The sequence below is a fragment of the Methylobacterium sp. Leaf89 genome (assembly GCF_001422215.1).
GTDB lineage: Bacteria > Pseudomonadota > Alphaproteobacteria > Rhizobiales > Beijerinckiaceae > Methylobacterium.
In genome coordinates this window covers 259,981-280,073 of record NZ_LMML01000004.1, presented here as the reverse complement: position 1 = coordinate 280,073, position 20,093 = coordinate 259,981, and the positions used below count along the sequence as shown (strand labels likewise).

18 protein-coding genes and 2 pseudogenes are annotated in these 20,093 nt (G+C 67.9%); 9 read left to right on the top strand and 11 right to left on the bottom strand.

Going from position 1 to position 20,093, the window contains the following annotated elements:
• Positions 1-148: 148 nt before the first annotated feature.
• The 5 genes and pseudogenes from ASF18_RS24470 to ASF18_RS02675 form a co-directional block, all read right to left on the bottom strand.
• Positions 149-2,170: a Rieske 2Fe-2S domain-containing protein gene (locus ASF18_RS24470; protein ID WP_244472541.1), complete on the bottom strand. Its 2,022-nt coding sequence runs from the start codon at positions 2,168-2,170 to the stop codon at positions 149-151.
• 75 nt (positions 2,171-2,245) lie between these two features.
• The gene (locus tag ASF18_RS02690) at positions 2,246-3,622 is read right to left on the bottom strand and encodes an amidohydrolase family protein (protein ID WP_056349178.1); all 1,377 of its coding nucleotides are present in this window, start codon (positions 3,620-3,622) and stop codon (positions 2,246-2,248) included.
• Positions 3,619-4,416, bottom strand: coding sequence for an ABC transporter permease (locus ASF18_RS02685; protein ID WP_056349175.1), 798 nt, complete (start codon positions 4,414-4,416; stop codon positions 3,619-3,621). The genes ASF18_RS02690 and ASF18_RS02685 overlap by 4 nt, the downstream gene beginning before the upstream one ends.
• Positions 4,413-5,240, bottom strand: a pseudogene (locus ASF18_RS02680) (ABC transporter ATP-binding protein). Before ASF18_RS02680 ends, ASF18_RS02685 begins: the two are co-directional and overlap by 4 nt.
• 5 nt (positions 5,241-5,245) lie before the next feature.
• The gene (locus ASF18_RS02675; RefSeq protein WP_056349172.1) at positions 5,246-6,241 is read right to left on the bottom strand and encodes an ABC transporter substrate-binding protein; all 996 of its coding nucleotides are present in this window, start codon (positions 6,239-6,241) and stop codon (positions 5,246-5,248) included.
• 122 nt (positions 6,242-6,363) lie between these two features.
• Here ASF18_RS02675 and ASF18_RS02670 point away from each other — a divergent pair, with 122 nt between their 5' ends.
• Positions 6,364-7,311, top strand: a complete 948-nt coding sequence (locus ASF18_RS02670; protein WP_162239152.1) for a LysR family transcriptional regulator — start codon at positions 6,364-6,366, stop codon at positions 7,309-7,311.
• Positions 7,312-7,465: 154 nt separating this feature from the next.
• Here the strand turns inward: ASF18_RS02670 and ASF18_RS02665 are convergent, their stop codons facing one another.
• On the bottom strand, positions 7,466-7,945 hold the full coding sequence (locus tag ASF18_RS02665; protein ID WP_056349167.1) for a nucleoside deaminase: 480 nt from the start codon (positions 7,943-7,945) through the stop codon (positions 7,466-7,468).
• A gap of 114 nt (positions 7,946-8,059) precedes the next feature.
• Between ASF18_RS02665 and ASF18_RS02660 the strand changes: the two genes are divergently transcribed.
• On the top strand, positions 8,060-8,506 hold the full coding sequence (locus tag ASF18_RS02660) for an ABC transporter permease subunit (protein ID WP_056349163.1): 447 nt from the start codon (positions 8,060-8,062) through the stop codon (positions 8,504-8,506).
• Positions 8,507-8,870: 364 nt separating this feature from the next.
• Here the strand turns inward: ASF18_RS02660 and ASF18_RS02655 are convergent, their stop codons facing one another.
• The 5 genes from ASF18_RS02655 to solA form a co-directional block, all read right to left on the bottom strand.
• On the bottom strand, positions 8,871-9,623 hold the full coding sequence (locus tag ASF18_RS02655; RefSeq protein WP_056349160.1) for an amino acid ABC transporter ATP-binding protein: 753 nt from the start codon (positions 9,621-9,623) through the stop codon (positions 8,871-8,873).
• A gap of 29 nt (positions 9,624-9,652) precedes the next feature.
• Entirely contained in the window at positions 9,653-10,504 is an 852-nt protein-coding gene (locus ASF18_RS02650) for an amino acid ABC transporter permease (RefSeq protein WP_056349157.1), read from the bottom strand.
• Positions 10,501-11,247, bottom strand: a complete 747-nt coding sequence (locus ASF18_RS02645) for an amino acid ABC transporter permease (protein ID WP_056349154.1) — start codon at positions 11,245-11,247, stop codon at positions 10,501-10,503. The genes ASF18_RS02650 and ASF18_RS02645 overlap by 4 nt, the downstream gene beginning before the upstream one ends.
• 40 nt (positions 11,248-11,287) lie before the next feature.
• Positions 11,288-12,118 carry a transporter substrate-binding domain-containing protein gene (locus tag ASF18_RS02640; RefSeq protein ID WP_056349151.1) on the bottom strand — a complete coding sequence of 277 codons (831 nt, stop codon included), beginning with the start codon at positions 12,116-12,118 and terminating at the stop codon, positions 11,288-11,290.
• A 131-nt stretch (positions 12,119-12,249) separates the two neighbouring features.
• Positions 12,250-13,419, bottom strand: a complete 1,170-nt coding sequence (solA, locus tag ASF18_RS02635) for an N-methyl-L-tryptophan oxidase (protein ID WP_056349148.1) — start codon at positions 13,417-13,419, stop codon at positions 12,250-12,252.
• A 533-nt stretch (positions 13,420-13,952) separates the two neighbouring features.
• Between solA and ASF18_RS02630 the strand changes: the two genes are divergently transcribed.
• The 7 genes and pseudogenes from ASF18_RS02630 to ASF18_RS24455 all read left to right on the top strand — a co-directional run bounded on the left by ASF18_RS02630 (position 13,953) and on the right by ASF18_RS24455 (position 19,898).
• Positions 13,953-15,008, top strand: a complete 1,056-nt coding sequence (locus tag ASF18_RS02630) for an ABC transporter substrate-binding protein (RefSeq protein WP_056349145.1) — start codon at positions 13,953-13,955, stop codon at positions 15,006-15,008.
• A 51-nt stretch (positions 15,009-15,059) separates the two neighbouring features.
• Positions 15,060-15,989, top strand: coding sequence for an ABC transporter permease subunit (locus tag ASF18_RS02625; RefSeq protein WP_056349142.1), 930 nt, complete (start codon positions 15,060-15,062; stop codon positions 15,987-15,989).
• Positions 15,986-16,801 carry an ABC transporter ATP-binding protein gene (locus ASF18_RS02620; protein WP_056349139.1) on the top strand — a complete coding sequence of 272 codons (816 nt, stop codon included), beginning with the start codon at positions 15,986-15,988 and terminating at the stop codon, positions 16,799-16,801. The genes ASF18_RS02625 and ASF18_RS02620 overlap by 4 nt, the downstream gene beginning before the upstream one ends.
• 49 nt (positions 16,802-16,850) lie before the next feature.
• Complete coding sequence (locus ASF18_RS02615) at positions 16,851-18,389, top strand: amidohydrolase family protein (RefSeq protein ID WP_056349137.1); 1,539 nt, start codon at positions 16,851-16,853, stop codon at positions 18,387-18,389.
• Positions 18,390-18,432: 43 nt separating this feature from the next.
• Positions 18,433-19,263 (top strand): annotated as a pseudogene (locus ASF18_RS24465) (ABC transporter substrate-binding protein).
• On the top strand, positions 19,254-19,622 hold the full coding sequence (locus ASF18_RS24460) for an alpha/beta hydrolase fold domain-containing protein (protein ID WP_348271388.1): 369 nt from the start codon (positions 19,254-19,256) through the stop codon (positions 19,620-19,622). Before ASF18_RS24465 ends, ASF18_RS24460 begins: the two are co-directional and overlap by 10 nt.
• A gap of 12 nt (positions 19,623-19,634) precedes the next feature.
• Positions 19,635-19,898, top strand: a complete 264-nt coding sequence (locus ASF18_RS24455) for a hypothetical protein (protein ID WP_056349125.1) — start codon at positions 19,635-19,637, stop codon at positions 19,896-19,898.
• The last annotated feature ends 195 nt before the right edge of the window (positions 19,899-20,093 follow it).

The following is a 20,093-nucleotide window of genomic DNA, read 5'->3' as shown; positions in this document are numbered from 1 at the left end:
GGGTTGTGGCGGCACGTACGGGCGGCAGCAACCGGTATGCCAGTGGAGGCACGCATCCGCCGCGCATCCGAATTCGTTGCAGGTCTGCCACGCGTTCGGGGGCGCCGACCGATAAGCGCGATCTCCTCGGCGGGCCTGCGCTACGGGCTTATACGTCGAGCACGAGGCTCTCGCCCCTGCTGGCGCGGGAGCAGCATACCGTCAGCCGATTGTGCCTGGCCTTTTCGGCCTCCGAGAGAAACAGGTCGCGATGGTCGACCGTCCCTTCGAGGACGCGGGTGACGCAAGTGCCGCAGACGCCCTGCTCGCAGGAGACCGGGATCTCGATCCCGTGCTTGGCCAAGATCTGGGCGATGCTGCGCTCGGGCGGGATCTCGACGATGATGCCGCTGCGAGCGGCCGTAACAGTGAAGGGATCGCCCTTGCGGTCGACGTCCGCCGTGAACCGCTCGCGGTGCAAGCGCTCCGGCGCCCAGGCGAGATCGCTGCACGCCGAGGCGACCGCATCCTGCAGCCGGGACGGCCCGCAGACATAGACGTGCGTCCCTTCCGACTCGGTCGCCAGCACCGCGTGCGGGTCGAAGCGCGGCGTGTCGCGGTCGGCTCCGAGATGGACTCTGAGGCGGTGAGCGAAGGGGCCGCCTTCGAGCTCGTCCAGGAAGGGGGCCGTGGCGCGATTGTGGGCGCAGTAATGCAGCGTGAAGTCGGCGCCCTGCGCGTAGAGGGTCCGCGCCATCGCCATCAGCGGCGTCACGCCGATGCCGCCGGCGACGAGGACGTGCCGCGTTGCCTTGCCGAGGCCGAACTGGTTGCGCGGCCGGGTAATCCGGACGCGCCGGCCGACATGGAAGGCATCGTGGATGGTCTGCGAGCCGCCACGGGAGGCCGCCTCCAGCAGGACGGCGATACGGTAGCGGCCGGGATCGGCGGGGTCGCTGCAGAGGGAGTACTGGCGCACGATGCCGGTGGCCACGTGCACGTCGATATGGGCGCCGGCCTCGAAGGCGGGCAGTTCGCCAATCTCGGAGACGAGCTCGAGGGCGACGACGCGCTCGGCCTCGCGGGTGACCTTGGCGATCGCCACCGGGATGGTGCCGGTGGCGCCCGGGCCCTTCAGCATCAGGCCGGGCTTGCCCCGTGCCGGCGGGGGCGGGGCTGCCCTGCGCACCTCGTCCTCGCCGTTCTGGTGCAGCAGGTCGAGGAGGCGCTTGCGCATGATGATGCCGGGGCGGTCGGAGGCCATGTGGCTCTCGATCCGGGTCGTCAGGTCGAGGATCGCATCCGGATCGGTGCTCTCCAGCACCGCCTTGTCCTCGTTGGTAATCTTGAGATCCCAGGCGATCAGCTTTTCGGCCGAGCAATCCGCCTCCGTGTCGTTGCGGTAGAGGAGTTGCATCAGCTGGATGCGCTCGTCGTCGATCGGTGTCGCCGAGTTGATGATGATGTGCCGGATGCCGCTCGGGTACTCCATGTCCATCCGCCGGCAGAACGGCAGGTACCAGTGGTTCTCCATCTTGCGCTGGGTCATCGGGTTGGTGTCGCCGGTGATCGCGTGCGCCTCGGGCGGGTTCAGGATGTCCACCGTGGAGCCGGCGTAGAAGCCGTAATCCGTCTCGATGATGTCGTAGATCTTGGGCTTCGGCTGGCTGGCATCGCCGAAGGTACCCTGGTGCACGAAGGCGAAGTGCGCGTTATCGAAGGAGTTCTCCATCATCCGCATCGGCGCGGTCTTCCAGGTCTCGTAGAACTGGAAGATGCGTCGGAAGGCCGGGTCGCGGTCTTCGGGGATGTCGAACAGATCCTCGATCGGCTCCTCGATCGAGACCCAGACGTAGCCGTAGCGGGCCATGCAAAAATAGGCGTCGACCTTGACGTTCGGCAGCGGCTGGTCGGCGGCGTATTGCGGGATGCGGACGAGGTTGCCTGTCCCGTCATAGCTCCAGCCATGATAGCCGCAGACGATGTTGCCCCTTTCGCACCAGCCCTTGGAGAGGCGGGCGGTGCGGTGGCAGCAGCGGTCGTGAAGGGCCCGGGGCTCGCCGTCCGGCCCGAGGAACAGCACCATGTCGATGCCCATGAGGGTGAAGGGCTTCGGGCCGGCCTCGAGCTCGTGCACCGGGATGCAGGCGTGCCAGAACTTGCGAAAGAGGTTCTGCTGGGTGGTGAGCATCGTCGTCATCTCCAACGACTGGTTCGCGCCCGGCCAGGGTGACTGCGCGAAGGGAAAAACGATCGGGAAGGTGGCTCAGGCGGACAGGCGACGGATCACGGCGGCGGCCCGGGCCGACAGGGCGGCTAGGTCGAGCCCCGGGATCGCACCGTCGACGACGACGGGTCGGCCCGCCACGAAGACGTGGCGCGGGTTCGCGGCACCCGCGCAGGCCACCGGCGCCACGAGGGGATCATGCAGCCCGGCGTAGCGGGGATGCGTCAGGTCGAAGACCGCGAGGTCGGCGGCTTGACCGATCGCCAGGGTGCCGATGGCGGGAAGCCCGAGGATGTCGGCGCCGCCCGCCGTCGCCCAGCGCACGACGTCGTCGCTGCGAAGCGAAGCGGCGCCCTTCACCGACCGGTGTACGAGCCAAGCGCAGTGCATCTCGCTGACCATGTCGGCGGCCTCGTTCGAGGCCGCGCCGTCGACCCCGAGGGAGACCCGGCCTCCGGCCCGGTCGAGTTCGACCGCGGGCGCGATGCCGGATCCGAGCCGGCAATTGCTCTGGGGGCAATGCGCCATCCCGGTGCCGGTCTCGGCCAGCAGGGCGACCTCCGCGGGATCGACATGGACGAGATGGGCGAAGAACACGTCCCGTCCCATCCAGCCGTGCTCGGCGACGAAGTGTACCGGCCGCATCCCGTAGGTCGCCAGGGTGTAGTCGACGTAGTGGCCCGTCTCGGACAGGTGGCTATGCAGGCCGATGCCCATCTGGCGGGCCGCCACCGCCATGGCGCGCAGTTCGTCCGGGGTGCAGGCCCAGGTCGGCGTGCTGGGGGCCAGCACCACCCGGCGCAGGGCGTCGGGGGCCGGGTCGTGGTAGCGGTCGCTCAGGTCGCGCACCCGCTCCAGTATCCGGTCCAGGGGCTCGGTCGGCGTCGGCACGATCTCGGGCGTGTCGTAGCTGCGGCTGAGGGTGCCGCCGCCCCGGGCCAGGGTGAAGCGGACGCCGAAGCGGGAGGCGGTCTCGAACAGCAGGGCGGCCGGATCGAAGCGGTAGTGGTCCGAGAAGAGATAATGGTGGTCGCAGACCGTCGTGCAGCCGGAGAGCAGCAGTTCCGCCAGGCCGATCTCGGCGGCCACCGCCATCGCCTCCTGGTCGAGGCGGTTCCAGTAGCTGTAGGGCACGAGGCGAAGCCAGGTCTCGAGACCAACATCGAGGCCGGCGGGCACCGCCTTGAGAACGCTCTGGAATAGGTGATGATGCGTGCTGACGAAGCCCGGCAGGACGACGCAGCCGCGGGCATCCACCACCTGATCGCCGTCCTCCGCGGGTACGCTCCCGATCGCCGCGATGCGGCCGTCGCGGATCCGGACATCTCCGGAGGCCCGGCCCGCCGCGCCGCGCAGGCCCGTCAGCAGACCGACGGCGCCGCGGATCACCACGTCCCGGCTCCTTCCCGCGCTCATCGCCCCTCCTCCATAACGCTCTCATGCCAGGACAGGAGCGACCTGCTCACGAGCGCCATGCAGGCGGAGAGCAGAACTCCCGTCACGGTGATCAGTAGCAGCGCGGCGAACATGCGCGGGATGTCGAGCTGGAAGCTCGATTGCAGAATCTCGTAGGCGAGGCCGGCACTGCGCCCGCCCGTGCCGGCAACGAACTCCGCCACGACGGCGCCGATGAGCGCCAGTCCACTGGAGATGCGAAGGCCCGCGAGGAAGAAGGGCAAGGCGCTCGGAACGCGCAGCCGCGTCAGCACCTGCCAGCGGCTCGCCTTGTTCATCCGGAAGTAGCTGAGCAGGCCCGGATCGACGCTGCGCAGGCCGATCGTGGTGTTCGAAATGACGGGGAAGATCGCGATCACCGTGGCACAGACGGTGAGCGACCAGAAGGTGTCCTTCACCAGTATGATGATCAGGGGCGCAACGGCGACGATCGGCGTCACCTGCATCATGATCGCGTAGGGAAAGAAGCAGACCTCGATCAGGCGGCTCTGCACGAACAGGAAAGCGATCAGAGTGCCGGCGATCGTCGCCGCCAGGAAGGCCATGAGCGTCACCTTCAGGGTGCGGACGAGCGCCCGGAGGAGGGTGCCGAGATTCGCATCCAGGCTCTCGGCGATGTCGGTAGGAGCGGGGAACAGGTAGCTCGGCACGTGCCAGGCTGCGCAGGCCGCCTGCCAGGCGACGAGGATCACCAGGCCGACCGCGACGGGAGCGAGGGCATTGCGGACCGCCGGACGCTGCAGGAGAGGCGTCATGGGGTGTCTCCGCGGCTGGCCAGGGACGCGTCGTGCAGCAGCGCCGAGAGGGCGCGACAATGCACGGCGAAGCCATCGCTCAGCCGGAACGCCTCGTCCCGCGGCTGCGGCTCATCCACACGGTACTCGGCGAAGATCCGGCCCGGCCGTGCGGCCATCACGACGACCCGGGTCGAGAGGAATGCCGCCTCGTAGATCGAGTGCGTGACGAAGATCGTCGTGAGTCGCCGCAGACAGGACAGGGCGAGGAGGTCCTCGTCGAGGCGGTTGCGGGTGAATTCGTCCAGCGCCCCAAAGGGTTCGTCCATCAGGAGGAGGTCCGGCTCGATCACGAGGGCGCGCGCGATCGAAACGCGCATCCGCATCCCGCCTGAGAGCTGGCGCGGCATGGCATCGGCGCACGTCCCCAGATCGACCTGCGCCAGGGCCGCCCGGACCCGGGCATCGGCCTCCATCCGGGGCACGCCGGCGAGGTCGAGGGGCAGCCGCACGTTGGCTGCGACCCGCGCCCACGGCATCAGCGTGGGCTCTTGGAAAACGAAGGCGAGACGCCGACCGGGCTCGCCGACTTGGTCGAACCCATTGCGCCACTATAGGATCCGACCGTCACTCGGCTCGTAGAGGCGCGCTATCAGCTTGAGCAGAGTGCTCTTGCCGCAGCCGGAGGGGCCGAGCAAACTGACGAACGCGCCGGGTTCGATGCTGAGCGTGATCGGATCGAGGCCGCGCACGCCGCTGTCGAACACCTTCTCGGCTGAGAGGAGTTCGACCGCCGGAACGGCCGTCTGGCGCTTAAGCCGAGCCAGATCGAGATGGGCGTTCATCGCGATCAGGCTGGCAGGATGCCGAGGCCGTTGACGAATTGCGTCGTAAACGCCTTCTGCCAATCGGTCCCGTGATGGAGCGTACCTCCGTCCACCATGAAGTCGTAGGTCCGCTTCCAGCGATCGGCCGACATCGTGCCGATGCCCTTCGTTGCCGCTTCGCCCCTGCCGAGGACGTCGTGGGACTTCATCCAGTCGATCGCGTACGCGATCCGCGCATCGTTCATCTTCGGGTTCGCCTGCTGGATGAGAGCATTGGCGGGACCTGGATTGACCATGTAGTCGCGCCAGCCGAGGAGCGAGGCGCGCACGAAGCCACGGACGGCATCAGGGTTGCTCTCCGCCAGCCCGCGCGAGGTGACCATGGTGGTGCCGTAGGGAGGGTAGCCCTCGTCGGCGAAGAGGAAGAACCTGACGTCCTGCCCCTGCGCCTTCGCTTCGAAGGGCTCGGAGGAGGGATAGGCCTGTACCGCTGATTGCGGATCTACGAGGAAGGGCTGCAGATTGAAGGTATAGGGCGCAGCCTGTTCGTCCACGTACCCGAAGCGCTGCTTGAGCCAGGGCCAGAACGTGACGTGCGATGACGAAGCGATGAGAATCTTGTGGCCCTTCAGGTCCGGGAGCCCGCCGACCGACCTATGCGTCATCAGGCCCTGCATGTCGGACTGAAACGAAGCCGCCACGGTGACGACGGGCAGCTTGCGCTCGACTGCCTTCATCACCTGGATATCGTAGCCCATGACGATATCGGCGTTGCCGGCGGTGAGCAGTTGCAGGCCGTTCACCTGCGGACCGCCCATCTCAACCGTTACGTCGAGGCCCTCTCGGGCGTAGAGGCCTGTGGCGAGCGCCTGGTAGAACCCGCCGTGTTCGGCCTGCGCGAACCAGCTCGTCAGGAACCGGATCTTCGTCGGCGCGGCGCGGGCGCGACGGGGTGCCGCCAGCAGGGCGGCAGAGACGCCTCCGATGAGGGCGCCGCGGCGGGTCAGTGCGAAGGCCATCTGAGCTGCGTCTCCATGGAATTCCGCCGTGATCTGGCCGTCTTGCCCGCTCTTTGAGAAGCATTAAAAAGAGCCTCTGGTGATGCCTAGAACGCAACGGAACCCGGATGCTCCACGCGCGCATGCTCGGCTATCTCGACGAGGTGGCCCGCACGGGCTCGATCCGCCGGGCGGCGGATCGGCTCGGCATCGCCGCCTCGTCCATCAACCGGCAGATCCTGGCTCTGGAGGCCGAGTTCGGCGTTCAGCTTTTCGAGCGCTTGCCGCGGCGCATGCGGCCGACCGTTGCGGGCGAGTTGCTGATCGCCCATGTGCGCCAAACCCTGCGGGACCACGCGGAGCTGCGCTCGCGCTTCATCGACCTGCAGGGGCAGCGGCGCGGCCTCGTGCGCATCGCCACCATGAGCGGCCTCTCCAATACGCTGATGCCGCCGCTGCTGCACTGGATGTGGGCCAACCAGCCCTACGTGAAGCTCGTGGTGCGGGCGATGCCGCGCGACGACGTGGTGAGCGCGGTGATCAACGCGGAGGCCGATCTCGGCCTCGGCTACCAGATGCCGTCCGATCCGAAGCTGCGCGTCCTCGCCCGCACCACGTCCCGCATCGGCGTCGTCACAGCTCCCGGTCACGCCCTGGCGCTGCGCTGCGCCGGCGGATCCGTCTCGCTGTCCGACTGCATTGGCTACCCGATGGTGATCCCCGACCGCTCCGTCACCATCGGCGCCTTCCTTGCTGAGGCGTTCGAGCGCTCGATGATCGGGGTTGAGTCCATCGCCGAGACGAACTCGATCGAACTGCTGAAACGCTCGGTGGGCCTGGGCGAAACCGTGGCGTTCCTTAGCGAGATCGAAACCAATGTTGAGGTGGCGCGCGGCGAGATGGTGTTCTCGCATCTGCGCGACAGCGGTCTACAGAGCCAGGAACTGCGTCTCATCGCACGCCGCACGGCGCCGATCGATCCGGTGCAGAGTCGGGTTGCGGAGGAGTTGCGCCAGATGCTGGCGGCCGTTGAGGCGCAGCGCCCGGGCGAAGACGAGAACCGCGGCATCAGGAAGCGATCGGTTAACTGAGGATGCGCCTTCAGGGGCTCGACGGTTGTGATCCCTTCTTTCCGCTCTATACGGTACAGTGCTGTTTTCTTCGCTCAGATCGGCCTGCGCGTCTCGCGTCCCAGGCCTTGTGTTCCTGGCGATCCGTGGTGTCGGCGCCCGAGATCGCACGTCCTCAATCCCATGCACCGTCGTGCACCCGAGCGGCTTCCTCTTCGAGCATGGGTCCGATGACTTTGACCACACGCTGTCCGGCCGCGAACACGGTCCGGCATGGCAGGTCGAGGGTCGGGTTCTCCAGGTGGTTCCCAGTGATCGCCTTCAGGTCAGCCTGGGACATCCCGTAGACAACCTGCTTCAGGCCGGTCCAGTAGCTCGCGCCCGCGCACATCGCACAGGGCTCGGCCGACGTGTAGATTGTGCAGTTGGCCAGGAGTTCCCGCGGCAGGGTCGTCGAGGCCCGAGTCATCAGCACGCGCTCGGCGTGTCCCGTCATGTCGTGATCCGGCTCGTAGGCGTTATGCTGGGTCATCAGCACCTCGCCCTCCGCTCCAACCAGGATCGACGCAAAGGGATGAACGCCGCTCTCGCGAGCTTTGCGTGACTCCGCGATAGCGATGCGAAGCAGTTTCTCGTGGTCGAGCGCGGTGGTCATCGGACACTCCCTCTTCGTCTGAATATCGTTCCCGGATCGACCGAACGCGTGTTCCACTCAAGCAGCGAATTGCGCACGATCCGTGCGTCTCACACGGACGCACGGGGGCCAACCATGTCGCTGATCTCGCACGCGGCCTTTACGATGGGACCGAACGACGGCGCCCGCATCCTCATCACGTTCCTGATCGCTTTCTTCCCGATTGTGGTAGTGACGATCACCGGCCTCCTCGCGACACCGGAGGAACTCGTCGAGTTGTCGCGCTCCCTAAGAGCTGGCCGGTATCGGGAGGTGACGCAGATCCGCCTGCCCTTCGCGATGCCCTATATCTTCTCGGCTCTAAGGGCCTCGATGACGCTGGCGATCGTCGGCGCCGTCGTGGCAGAACTGGTGGCGGCCGACCGGGGCCTCGGCTTCTTCATTGCTTACTCGACGTCCATGTTCCGCATTCCGGCGGCCTTCGCCGGTCTCGGGCTCCTCATTGTCATCAGCCTCAGCCTATTCCAGCTTGTTCCGGAAGTTCAGCCTCTCGCGGCACCTTGGTCACTGCCCAAAAGCTAAACTCCCTTCTTGAACAATCCAACAGGTCGGTTTCGTCACCCATCCTCACCGTTCCCACCGCCGGCGGCGGCTCGCTGCGCCAGCGCCGGATCGACGACAGGTGGGCGCGGTCGGGGTTCGGCCTCACACCACTCTCGCCGCGGGAACCCTGGGCGAGGTGGGCTCCGCAGCACTGACGCGCTCGACGGAGATCGGGTAGCCCTCAGATCCGCGAGCTGGAGCGCCAAGGAGGAATCAGGGGCGCTGAGCGCGACCCCGCTCGACCCCGTTGTCGTCGACAGTCTCGGTCGCAAGCAACCGGTCGCTTTCCGAGGGGGCAAGGAGGCGATGCTCCGAGCTTGCCTGGATGCGTCCGGAGGGGTCCTTAGAGAACCTGGGACAGAAATCGTCGGGTGCGCGGGTCAACCGCGGAGGAGAACAGGGTCTCGGGGGGACCGTGCTCGACGATGACGCCGCGATCGGTGAAGTAGACGTGGTCGGCGACCTCGCGGGCGAAGTTCATCTCGTGGGTGACGAGGAGGCAGGTCATGCCCTCCTCGGACAGTTCGCGGATGGTGACCAGCACCTCCTTGACCGTCTCGGGATCGAGCGCGGCGGTGACCTCGTCGAACAGCATCACGTCTGGCCGCATCGCCAGCGAGCGGGCGATGGCGACCCGCTGCTGCTGCCCGCCCGACATCTCGCCCGGATAGGCCGCCTCCTTGCCGGCGAGCCGCACCTTGGCGAGGAGCGCCTGTGCCCGGGCCTCGACCTCCCGCTTGTCCTGGCCGAGCACGTGGATGGGCGCCATCATGACGTTCTGCAGCGCCGTCTTGTGCGGAAACAGGTTGTACTGCTGGAACACCATGCCGACCTTGCGGCGCAGGGCCAGCTTGTCGAGCTTCGTATCGACCACCTCGATCCCGTCGACCCGGATGGTGCCGGAGGTGACCGGCACGAGAGCGTTGATGCAGCGGATCAGCGTCGACTTGCCCGAGCCCGACGGCCCGATGATGCAGACGACCTCGCCCCGGCGCACGTCGAAGCTGATGCCCTTGAGAACCTCGGCCTCGCCGAAGGCCTTGTGCACGTCGAGCAACTGCACGATCGGGCGATCGGCGGGCGGGACACGCGACATCGGGGACGCACCATCGGACAGGGGAGGCCTCACGCCGTCTCGAACCGCCGCTCCAGGCGAGCGGTCAGCCGGTCGATCGGGTAGCAGTAGAGGAAGAAGCACAGCAGGGCGAAGCCGTAGAGCGGCGCGAACAGCTCGGGCCGGCCCCCTTCCGCCGCGTGCACCTGCGCCGTCAGCGTCAGCATCTCGGTGACGCCCACGATCGAGGCCTGGACGGTGGCCATCGCGATCAGGGCGTAGACGTTCATCCAGGGGGGCAGCATCCGCTTCAGGCACTGGGGCAGGATGATGCGGAACAGCGTCTGGCGCCGGGTGAAGGCCAGGGATTCGGCCGCCTCCCACTGGGTGGCCGGCACGGAGCGCACGGCGCCGCGCACGATCTCGGCGACGTTGGCCATCACCGGCAGCGCGAACCCGACCGTCGCCTTGATCCAGTCGGGCAGCGGCACGCGCAGGCCGAACACTGTGACCTGGAACGGCACCAGGAACATCACGAAGAACAGCAGCACCAGCCAGGGCACGTTGCGGAAGACCTGCGTCAGGCCCCAGGCGACGCGGCGCAGGATCGGCCCCTCGCTGACCAGGGCGAGGCCCAGCCCGATTCCCGCCCCCGTCCCGAGGAGCATCGCCACGAGCGAGATCGCGACGTTGAAGGCAAAGCCCGTGAGCAGCAGCGGTGCCCAGCGCAGGATCACCTGAAGCGGCGACAGCACCGCGTCGGGCCCCTGCGCAAAGGCCGGCATCACGAGGACGAGGCCGGCGAGCCACGCGCCGAGGAGCCAAGCCTGCACCGGGCGGAGGGTGAACCGGGCCTGGGTGCGCAAGACCCGGAATGGCAGCAGCACCGGCAGGTCGCCTGGGGTCCGCGCCAGCGCCTTCACCGGCTGTAGCCCGGAATCCGCAGGGCCCGCTCCCAGCGGTGCATGAGCCAGACCAGGACGCCGACGAGGACGGCGTAGGTCGCCAGCAGGACGACCATCATCTCCAGCACGTTCTGCGATTCCGACCAGATCTGCTTCACCGCGTAGAGCGTCTCCGGCACCGCGATGGCGTAGGCCAGGGTGGTGGTCTTCAGGAGGTTGATCAGGTTGTTGTTCAGGGCCGGCAGGCATACCCGGAGGGCGAGCGGCAGCACGACGTAGAGGTAGGCCTTGAGCCGGGTGTAGCCGAGGGACTCGGCCGCCTCGACGGTGGTGCGCGGTACCGCCTCGATGCCCGAGCGGAAGATCTCGACGTTGAAGGCCCCAGCGAACAGGGCCAGCGAGACGATGGCCCACTGCACGTTGTCGAGGAGCGGCACGCGCAGGCCGTCGGCGGTCTGGGTGGCCGGCAGCAGGGTGCCGAGCCCGAAGTAGAAGAAGAAGATCTGGACCAGCGGCGGCGTATTGCGGAACACGACGACGAAGCCGTTGACGAGGCCGCGCAGGAGCCGGGATGGGCCGCCCTGCAGAAGCGCTCCCACGGCGCCGATGACGAGGCTCGCCAGGATCGTCGTCACCGCGAGCAGCAGGGTGGTCTTCAGGCCGTTGACGTAGCGGTCCCAATCATAGGGGTCGTAGAAGACCGTGAAGTTGTAGCCCGTGGTCTCGTAGAGGCCCCGGAACCAGTTCGGAACGGCGTCCATCGTGCTCCTCGAAACGGCCAGTCGTTCGGCCCGGCGCGGTTCAGTTGGTCGCGTTCTTGTACTTCTCGTGCATCGCCTTCGAGTACTCCGTCGGCTCGATGCCCCACTTCTTCTCCTCCTCGACGATGAAGCCGGACTTCATCCAGTCCTTGGTCGTCGTCTCCAGGAGAGCCTGCAGCGCGCCGTTGCCGAGCGCCACCGCCATCATCCAGGGGGCATCGAGGATGCCCTTTAGCGGCAGCCCGTAATCCGCCTTCCAGTCGGCGTCGAGGAGCTTACCCTGCAGCATGCTCTGGTCGTAGACGTAGCCGAGACAATTGCCCTGCTTGAGCGCGAAGAGCGGCTTCTCGGAGCCGTCGAAGGCGACGATCTCCGCACCGTAGGTCCGGGCCACGTCCTTGTTGTACCAGGCGCCCGAGGTGGCGCAGAGGGGCTTGCCCTTCAGCTGCGCCCAGTCGGTGATGCCGGCTTTCTTGGGCAGCATCACGTTGACGAAGTCGGAATAGTATTGCGGGTCGATGGCCTGCACCACGCGGCGGCGCTCCGGCTTGTCCGAGAGCGTGGCGATGAGGAGGTCGACCTTGCCCTGCTGCAGGAACTCGATCCGGTTGGAGGAGACCACCGGCACGAGCTCGAGCTTCACGCCGAGGCGCTTGGCGACGTCGGCAGCCAGGTCCGGTTCGAGCCCGATGATCGCCCCGCTCGGATCGCGGAAGCCGAAGGGCCGGTAATCCGCCTTCACGCCGACGATGAGGGTCCCGCGCTGCTTGATCGCCTCGATCCCATCCGCCGCCGTCGCCAGGGAAGCGGACAGCACGATGGCCGCCGCGAGCAGACCAGAGCCGAGAAACGTCGAAGTCGGCTTGCGCATGGAAGGATACCTTCTGCTGAGCACATCCGGCTCGACCGGAGACGAGACCGGGGCTCGACGCGCGCTCTTCGGGGAGACTGCCCTCTCGGGTCCGATCGGGTCAAGCAATCGACAGGCCATCGCTGTGGGGATCAGCCAAACCGCGCGAGCGAATAAGGTGCGAGATCGATGCGCCCGCCGCCCTGTAGCATCTCCTCGGCCACGGCCTCGCCGATGCCGGCCGAGTGCTTGAAGCCGTGCCCGGAGCAGGCCGACACGACGAGGACCCGGTCCATCCGCGGGTGGCGGTCGATGATGAAGCCCCGGTCGGGCGTCACGGTGTAGAGGCAGGCGGCGGCCCGGGTGACCCGCGCCGACGCGCCGGCGAGCCGGCCCGCCACGTGGTGTCGGTGCATCGCGGCGGATTCCGCGGGGCTCACGAAGCGGTCGAGGGCCTCGGCCTGCGTCGATGTCTCGTACTGCTCGGTGGCGACCTTCACCGCGATCTCTCCTGGCAGGGGCGGGAAGCCGTAGAGGTAGTCCGTGTCGCCGGAACCGTGCATCCAGATGAAGACCGGCGCATCGGACCCGTAGGCCGAGGCGTCGTCGAGGGCGTACCAGTGCAGCAGCTGGCGGTTGACGGTGAGCAGGTCCGTGAAGGGCGCGCCGAGCAGGGGCGCGGTCCAGGCCCCGGCGGAGACCACCACCTGATCGGCCTGGACGACGCCGCGATCGGTCTCGATCCGGACCCCGCCCGGCTCCTGGAGGATCGATCGCACCGTCGTTCCGGTGCGGATCTCGGCACCGAGCGCGCCGGCCCGGTGGAGCTGCGCGGCGATGCAGCGTTCGGGCCGGACGTAGCCGCCGCCCGGCTCGTAATAGGCCCTCTCCTCGCCGCTGAGGTTGCGGAACTGCGGGAAGCGGCGCGCCACCTCGCGCCCGTCGAGAACCTCGTGCGGAATCGCGAAAGCCCGCGCGGCATCGATGGAGCGCCCGACGAAATCCGGCTTCCCGTGATGCGAGGAAACACCGGTGCCTGGCCCCATCACGAGAGCGCCGCAGGCCGTCAGCAGCGTTTCGCCGGTCTCCGCTTCCAGGCTCCGCCAGATCCGGTGCGAGGCCAGGACGAAGGGGACGTAGTCGCGGCCCTCGCCGACGGCCTGCCGGGTGATGCGGCTCTCGCCGTGGCTCGACCCCGAGCTATGCGGCGGGGCGAAGCGATCGAGGCCGACCGCCTTCGCCCCGCGCAAGCCCAACTGGTAGAGGGCCGCGCTGCCCATGGCGCCGAGGCCGACGACGGCAATCTCAAAACGGTCTTCCATCGGTGGATGCGCTCCGGTTCGCCCTCGAGGAGAATGCCGTTCGCTTGCGGAAAATCGATGGCGAGGCAATGCGCCTGGCGGGATGCCATGCCCGGCCTGCCGATGGGACGGCGCCGACGGCGGCTCGCTCCGTCGCCGGACCCCGCTGCGATCGCGGAGCCGGCGGTCGCCGGCAACCGAAATCGACGCGCAAGATGTCGGTCTCTTCCAATATTGGCCAGATTAAAAACGCGAATGCTCGCATGATACGCGCATCTTAGACCCAGCTGGATTGGTTTTCTCGTGATTGATCTTCCATGGGGCGAGCGGATAGGACGGTGAACGGCCTGCGCAGGCGGCTTGGCGCGTGCCTTGCATGAGTTGGAGCGCAGCGCAGAGCCATCGGCTCTCATGGGTTGGCGTGCCCATCCGACGATGCCCGTCCTGGACGGTGCTGCCCGGTCCGACTGCATCACGCCCTCCTCGATGCAGCCCTGCGTCTGGCAGACCGAACGGTCGCGGTGTCATCGCCCTCTGCGGGATCGGAGAGCATCATGTGCGAACGTGACGGTCTGTTCTTTCAACGCTTCTCCCGGCGTGGCCTTCTGCGCGCAGCGGGATCGGCCGGCGCTGCCATCGCGCTGCCGGCCCATCTCGCGGCCCTGGTCGCACCGGCCGCCGCGGCGGGCGCGATGACCACCGTCAAGGCGACCCACGGGTCCGGCTTCTGCAACCTCGGCATGTTCCTCGCCCATGAGCGCAAACTGACGGAGGGCGACGGGGTCAGCCTGGATTTCGTGGTGACGCCCTCGAACGCCGAGATCACGACCATGTTCGGTGCCGGGCTCGTCGACATGTCGATGATCCCCTACTCGAACTTCATGACCCTGTACGACGCCGGTGCCCCGGTGAAGATCGTCGCCGGCGGGGGTGTCCAGGGCTGCATGATCGTGGCCCGGGAAGGCATCCGGTCCGCGGCCGACCTGAAGGGCAAGACCCTCGGCACCTTCCAGGCGGACACCCTCGAGGTCTTGCCGTTCGACTATCTCAAGAAGGCCGGACTGACCTTCCAAGACCTCGACGTACGCTACCTCGATACCTCACCGGAGCTGGCCCAGGCCTTCATCGCCGGCGCGGTCGATGCGATCTGCCATATCGAGCCCTACGCCACGCAGTGCCTGCAGTCGCGCAAGGGCGCCACGCTCCTCTCGGACGGAACCGACGTCTACGGCGCCGGCTATTCCGATTGCGTCCTGGCGGCCCGGACACCGCTGATCGAGAAGAGCCCCGCCACCGTACGGGCGGTGATCAAGGCTCTGTTCACCGCGCAGTCTCAGATCGAATCCGATCGCACTGCGGCGCTGAAGGACACCGTCGGCAACTACTACAAGACCACCATGGAAGCCGCGGTCGATGCCTCTGCCAAGCAACCCGTCTGCACGGATCAGCGCAACCAGACCGACTTCATCATCGCCCGCGGGCAGTCGATGAAGGAGATGGGCTACGTCAAGAAGGCGCCCGGACCCGATGCCTTCGACTGGAGCCTGATGGAGCAGGTCATCGCCGAGAATCGGCCGCTCTATGACGGGCTGAAGCTGAAATCGGCCTGACGGACCCCGCGTCTCCCGGACCCGATTCCCGATCTTCCGAAAGGCAGCCTCATGGCCGCGACGGACGTTCCACTCGGCGCAGTGGCGCCGGTTTCTGCACAATCCGCGCAGGCGGTTCCGGGACAGGGGCGGCCCTTCGCTCCCCGGCGATACCCGCGCCTGCGCGCGGGTCTGGCGACCCTCGGCTGGAGCCTCGCCTCGCTCGGCCTGTTCGCCGGCCTGTGGGAGGCCCTCTGGGCCCTCGGCTTCCTGAACCCGCTGCTCCTGCCGCCCCCGCACCTGTTCCTCGCCGACCTGCCCGCGACCCTGAAGTATTTCGACCGGTCCAACCGGATCGGCAGCCGCAGCGAGGGCGGGGGCGTGATGCCGCTCCTCGCCACCATCGGGTGGACGACCATGCGGGTCACGGTCGGGCTCGTCCTCGGCTTCGTCGGCGGCGTCCTGGTGGGCGCGCTGCTCCACTATGTCCGGCTGTTCCGCAACCTCGTCCTGCCCACGGTGCTCCTGCTGGCGCCGATCTCGCCGGTGGCCTGGCTGCCGGTGGCGATCTTCGTCTTCGGAATCGGCGACGTGCCGGCGATCTTCCTCGTCTTCATCACCCTGTTCTTCACCATCGCGCTGACGACGAGCACCCAGATCGCAGCGGTGCCGGTCACCTACCTCAACGTCGCCCGCATCATGGGGGCGGATACCCGCCAGACCTTCTTCCGCGTGGTGCTGCCGGCGATCCTGCCGGGGCTGTTCATGACCCTGCGCCTCAACCTGTTCGCCGCCTGGATGGTGGTGCTGATCGCGGAGGCGGTGGGCGTCGGCAGCGGCCTCGGGCAGATCGTCTCGCTCGCCCGCTCGACCTTCAACGCCCGCCTCAGTTTCTTCACCATGGCGATCATCGGCCTGCTCGGCTTCGGCTTCGACTGGGCTTTGCGCCAAGTCCAGGCCCGGATGCTGTGGTGGATCGCCCCCCAGGGAGGCGGTCGATGAACGCTCCGGTCCCAAGCCCTTCGCTCCGCCGCCCCGCCGTGCACCTGTCGGGTGTCGGCAAGACCTGGTCGCCCGCCGGCCGCAGCCCCGTCCAGGCCCTGCGCGACATCGACCTCGACATCGCCCCCGGCGAGTTCGTGGTCTTCCTCGGCCCCTCCGGCTGCGGGAAGTCGACGCTGCTCTACATGATCGCCGGGCTTGAGCCGGCGAGCGCCGGCATGATGGAGGCGGACGGCCTGCCGATCGCGGGGCCGTCGGCCGAGCGCGGCCTCATCTTCCAGGACGCCTCGCTGTTCCCCTGGCTGACGATCCTCGACAACGTCGCCTTCGGCCTCTCCATCGGCGCGGTCCAGAAGCTGAAGCGCCGGGAGATTGCCGCCGAGATGCTGCGGCGGGTTGGCCTCGCCGACATGATGGACAAGAAGCCGGACGAGCTCTCCGGGGGCATGCGCCAGCGCGCCGCCTGCGCCCGGGCGCTCGCCATGCGCCCGAAGGTCCTCATGATGGACGAGCCCTTCGCGGCCCTCGACGTCCAGACCCGCGCCAAGATGCAGGATTTCCTGCTCCAGATCTGGCGCGACAGCGGCGCCTCCATCGTCCTCGTCACGCATTCGATCGACGAGGCGGTGGCGCTGGCCGATCGGGTCGTCGTGTTCACCGCCCGTCCCGGCCGGGTGAAGACCATCGTGCCGGTGGATCTACCCCGCCCGCGCAATCCCCGCGACCCACGGTTCCACGACCTGCGCGACCGCTTCGGCGAACTCCTCGCCGACGAGGTCGACCGGGCCTTCGCGGAGCAGGAGGCGCGCTGAGCGCCGCCCTCGTCCGCCGTCATCGTTCTCAACCGTCTCAAGGATCAGCATGACCGAGATCATCGTCGAGGCCCGCACCATCATCACGGGCGTGCAGGACCGGCATACCCCGATCATCCACGACAACGCCGCCGTGCTGGTGCGGGACGGCATCATCGTCGAGGTGGGCGATCCGGCGGCCTTGCGCGCCAAGGCACCGGACGCGACCGTGCAACGCTACCCGCGCCACGTGATGCTGCCGGGCTTCGTCAACAGCCATCACCATGTCGGGCTCACCCCCCTGCAACTCGGCTCGCCCGACCACGCCCTGGAACTCTGGTTCGCCACGCGCATCGCCGCCAAGCGCGTCGACCACGAACTCGACACCCTCTATTCCGCCTTCGAGATGCTCGCCTCCGGCGTCACCACCGTGCAGCACATCCACGGCTGGATTGCGGGCGGCTACGAGCAGGTCCACGGCGCGGCCTCGCAGGTGCTCGGCGCCTATCGCAAGATCGGGATGCGTGCCTCCTACTGCTACGCCGTGCGCGAGCAGAACCGCCTCGTCTACGAGGCCGACGAAGCCTTCTGCGAGCGCCTGCCCCAGCCCATCGCCGGGCAGTTGATGGCGCATCTCAAGGCGCAGTCGATGCCGTTCGCGGATTTCATGACTCTGTTCGAGACCCTGAAGGCGGAGAACGCGGGCGAGCGGCTCACCCGGATCCAGCTGGCCCCGGCCAACCTGCACTGGTGCAGCGACGAGGCGCTGCAGACCCTCGATGCCACCGCACGCAAGCACGGCGTGCCCATGCACATGCACCTTCTCGAGACCGCCTATCAGAGGGAATATGCCCGGCGCCGGACCGGCAAGACCGCCGTGCGGCACCTGAACGACCTCGGCGTGCTCGGGCCGCACCTGACCCTCGGGCACGGCGTCTGGCTGACGGCGGAGGATGCCGACATCGCCGCCGAGACCGGCACCTGCATCTGCCACAACTGCTCGTCGAACTTCCGCCTGCGCTCCGGCGTGGCGCCCCTCAACCTCTACGAGGCCAAGGGCATGACCGTCGGGATGGGCCTCGACGAGGCGGGCCTCAACGAGGACCGGGATATGCTCCAGGAGCTGCGCCTCGTCCTGCGCGCGCACCGCACCCCCGGCATGGACGACGACGTGCCCACCTGCCCGCAGGTCCTGCGGATGGCGACCGAGCACGGAGCTAAGACCACCGCCTTCGGCCAGAGCATCGGCCGGCTCGATCCGGGCCGATTCTTCGACGCGGTGCTGATCGACTACGACAAGGCGACCTATCCCTACCAGGACACCGACATCCCGATCCTCGACGCGCTGATGCAGCGCGCCAAGACGGGGGCCGTCGATGCGGTCTTCGTCGACGGGCAAATCGTCTACGCCGATGGCCGCTTCACCCAGGTCGACCGGGATGCCGTGCTCGCTGAGATCGCCGAAACCCTCGGCCGGCCGCGGACCCCCGAGGAGGTCGCCCGGCGGGAGCTCGGGCTCGCCGTCACGCCCTACGTCAAGGCCTTCTACGACGGCTATCTGCCTGACACCCCGCGCCAGCCCTTCTACGCGCCGTCCTCGCGCACCTGACGATCAGCCCACGATCCTCCACGGAAACACGAGGTCCGACACGATGACGAGTCGAAAGCGGGCGGCGCTCATCGCCGTGGGGATCGGGGCTTGCACATCGGTCGCGCAGGCCGAGAGCTCATTGCGTATCGCCATGACGGCAACCGACATTCCCACCACCACCGGGATGCCGAACAACGGGTTCGAAGGCCTGCATTTTCTCGGCTATCCGGTCTTCGAGCCGCTGGTGCAGTGGGACCTCACGCGCAGCGACCGGCCCGCGACCCTCAAGCCCGGATTGGCCGAGCGCTGGGAGCAAATGCCCGAGGACAAGCGGACGTGGCTCTTCCATCTGCGCGACGGCGTCGCGTTCCACGACGGCACGCCTTTCAACGCCGATGCGGTGCTGTGGGATCTCGAACGCTACTTCAAGGCCGACAGCCCGCAATACGAGGTGGCCGCCGCCGGCATCACGAGGACGCGGGTGCCGATCATCGCCGGCTATCGCAAGGTCGATGATCGCACGGTTGCGGTCACGACGACCGCCGCGGCCTCGTACTTCCCCCACATGATGGTCGACCTGCTGTTCACCGCGCCGTCCTCGTTCGAGAAGGGCGGGCGCAACTGAGCCGGGACGAGACCGTTCCGGATCACGCGGGTCAGTCCGCGCGAGGCCGTCGATGTGGCGCGATTCGACGGCTACTGGGACGCCGCTCGCAAGGCGAAGGTCGACCGGATCCGGCTGATGCCGATCCCGGAGGCGAATACCCGGTTCGCCGCCCTGCGCTCGGGCCAGGTCGACTGGATTGAGGTTCCGGCCGCCGACGGGATTCCCTCGCTGAAGGCAGCGGGCTTCACCGTCACGACGGGCTCCTACCCGCATGTCTGGCCGTAGTTCTACAACATCGGCGCCAAGGACACCGCCTTCGTCTTGAGCTACCGCCTCCCCCGCGAGGGCTGGCGCGACGGCCCCCGGCACCGCTTCAGGATGCGCAGCGCGCCCTGCGCCTGATCCGGAAGCGGGCGGTCGCGTACGGCATCGATCCGAGCCGGATCGGCGTCCTCGGATTCTCGGCCGGCGGCCATCTTCTCGGCCTGGCCGCGACGCGCTGGGCGTTCGCCTCCTATCGCCCGGTCGACGCGACCGACGATCTGCCGGCCCATCCGGTCGCGGCGGCGCTGATCTACCCGATCATCACCCTCGAGCTGCCCCACGACCAGACCTCCACGCGCCTTCAGATGGTCGGCCGATAGCCGGACCGGGAGATGAGCGCGGTCTGGTCGGTCGAGACCCAAATGCGATCCCACGGCCCGCCGGTCTTCCTGGCGCAGGCGCAGGACGACCCGATCTCGGACATCGCCAACACCCGCATCTTGGCCGAGGCGTGCGCACTGGCCGGCATCCGAGCGGAGCCCCATACGCTCGCGCGCGGCGGCCACGGCTTCGGCATGGGGAGGCCGGGGACCCCGAGCGCGCACTGGCCCGTCCGGTACGCGGCTTGGCTCTCCACGGTCGGCGTCCCGGCCTGACGAACGGGCATGGGCCGCCCCGGTCGGAGAAGGACGATGCGTCGCTCGCTTCCACGAACGATGACCGCATGCGCTTCGGTTCTGGTCGCCGGCCAGGCCCGCGCCGACGCACTTCCGCTGCGCCACGGGGCCTCGGGAGTTCCAAAGCCGGGGAGTGCCGGGCCCGCATCGTCCCGCACGAGGGCACCGTTTTCC

Coding starts and splice junctions, on each gene's coding strand:
- ASF18_RS02660 (WP_056349163.1), top strand. CDS start 8,060: ATGTCGCTGATCTCGCACGCGGCCTTTACGATGGGACCGAACGACGGC.
- ASF18_RS02690 (WP_056349178.1), bottom strand. CDS start 3,622: ATGAGCGCGGGAAGGAGCCGGGACGTGGTGATCCGCGGCGCCGTCGGT.
- ASF18_RS02645 (WP_056349154.1), bottom strand. CDS start 11,247: ATGGACGCCGTTCCGAACTGGTTCCGGGGCCTCTACGAGACCACGGGC.
- ASF18_RS02625 (WP_056349142.1), top strand. CDS start 15,060: ATGGCCGCGACGGACGTTCCACTCGGCGCAGTGGCGCCGGTTTCTGCA.
- solA (WP_056349148.1), bottom strand. CDS start 13,419: ATGGAAGACCGTTTTGAGATTGCCGTCGTCGGCCTCGGCGCCATGGGC.
- ASF18_RS02665 (WP_056349167.1), bottom strand. CDS start 7,945: ATGACCACCGCGCTCGACCACGAGAAACTGCTTCGCATCGCTATCGCG.
- ASF18_RS24455 (WP_056349125.1), top strand. CDS start 19,635: ATGAGCGCGGTCTGGTCGGTCGAGACCCAAATGCGATCCCACGGCCCG.
- ASF18_RS02675 (WP_056349172.1), bottom strand. CDS start 6,241: ATGGCCTTCGCACTGACCCGCCGCGGCGCCCTCATCGGAGGCGTCTCT.
- ASF18_RS02685 (WP_056349175.1), bottom strand. CDS start 4,416: ATGACGCCTCTCCTGCAGCGTCCGGCGGTCCGCAATGCCCTCGCTCCC.
- ASF18_RS02655 (WP_056349160.1), bottom strand. CDS start 9,623: ATGTCGCGTGTCCCGCCCGCCGATCGCCCGATCGTGCAGTTGCTCGAC.
- ASF18_RS02670 (WP_162239152.1), top strand. CDS start 6,364: ATGCTCGGCTATCTCGACGAGGTGGCCCGCACGGGCTCGATCCGCCGG.
- ASF18_RS02620 (WP_056349139.1), top strand. CDS start 15,986: ATGAACGCTCCGGTCCCAAGCCCTTCGCTCCGCCGCCCCGCCGTGCAC.
- ASF18_RS02615 (WP_056349137.1), top strand. CDS start 16,851: ATGACCGAGATCATCGTCGAGGCCCGCACCATCATCACGGGCGTGCAG.
- ASF18_RS02630 (WP_056349145.1), top strand. CDS start 13,953: ATGTGCGAACGTGACGGTCTGTTCTTTCAACGCTTCTCCCGGCGTGGC.
- ASF18_RS24470 (WP_244472541.1), bottom strand. CDS start 2,170: ATGCTCACCACCCAGCAGAACCTCTTTCGCAAGTTCTGGCACGCCTGC.
- ASF18_RS02640 (WP_056349151.1), bottom strand. CDS start 12,118: ATGCGCAAGCCGACTTCGACGTTTCTCGGCTCTGGTCTGCTCGCGGCG.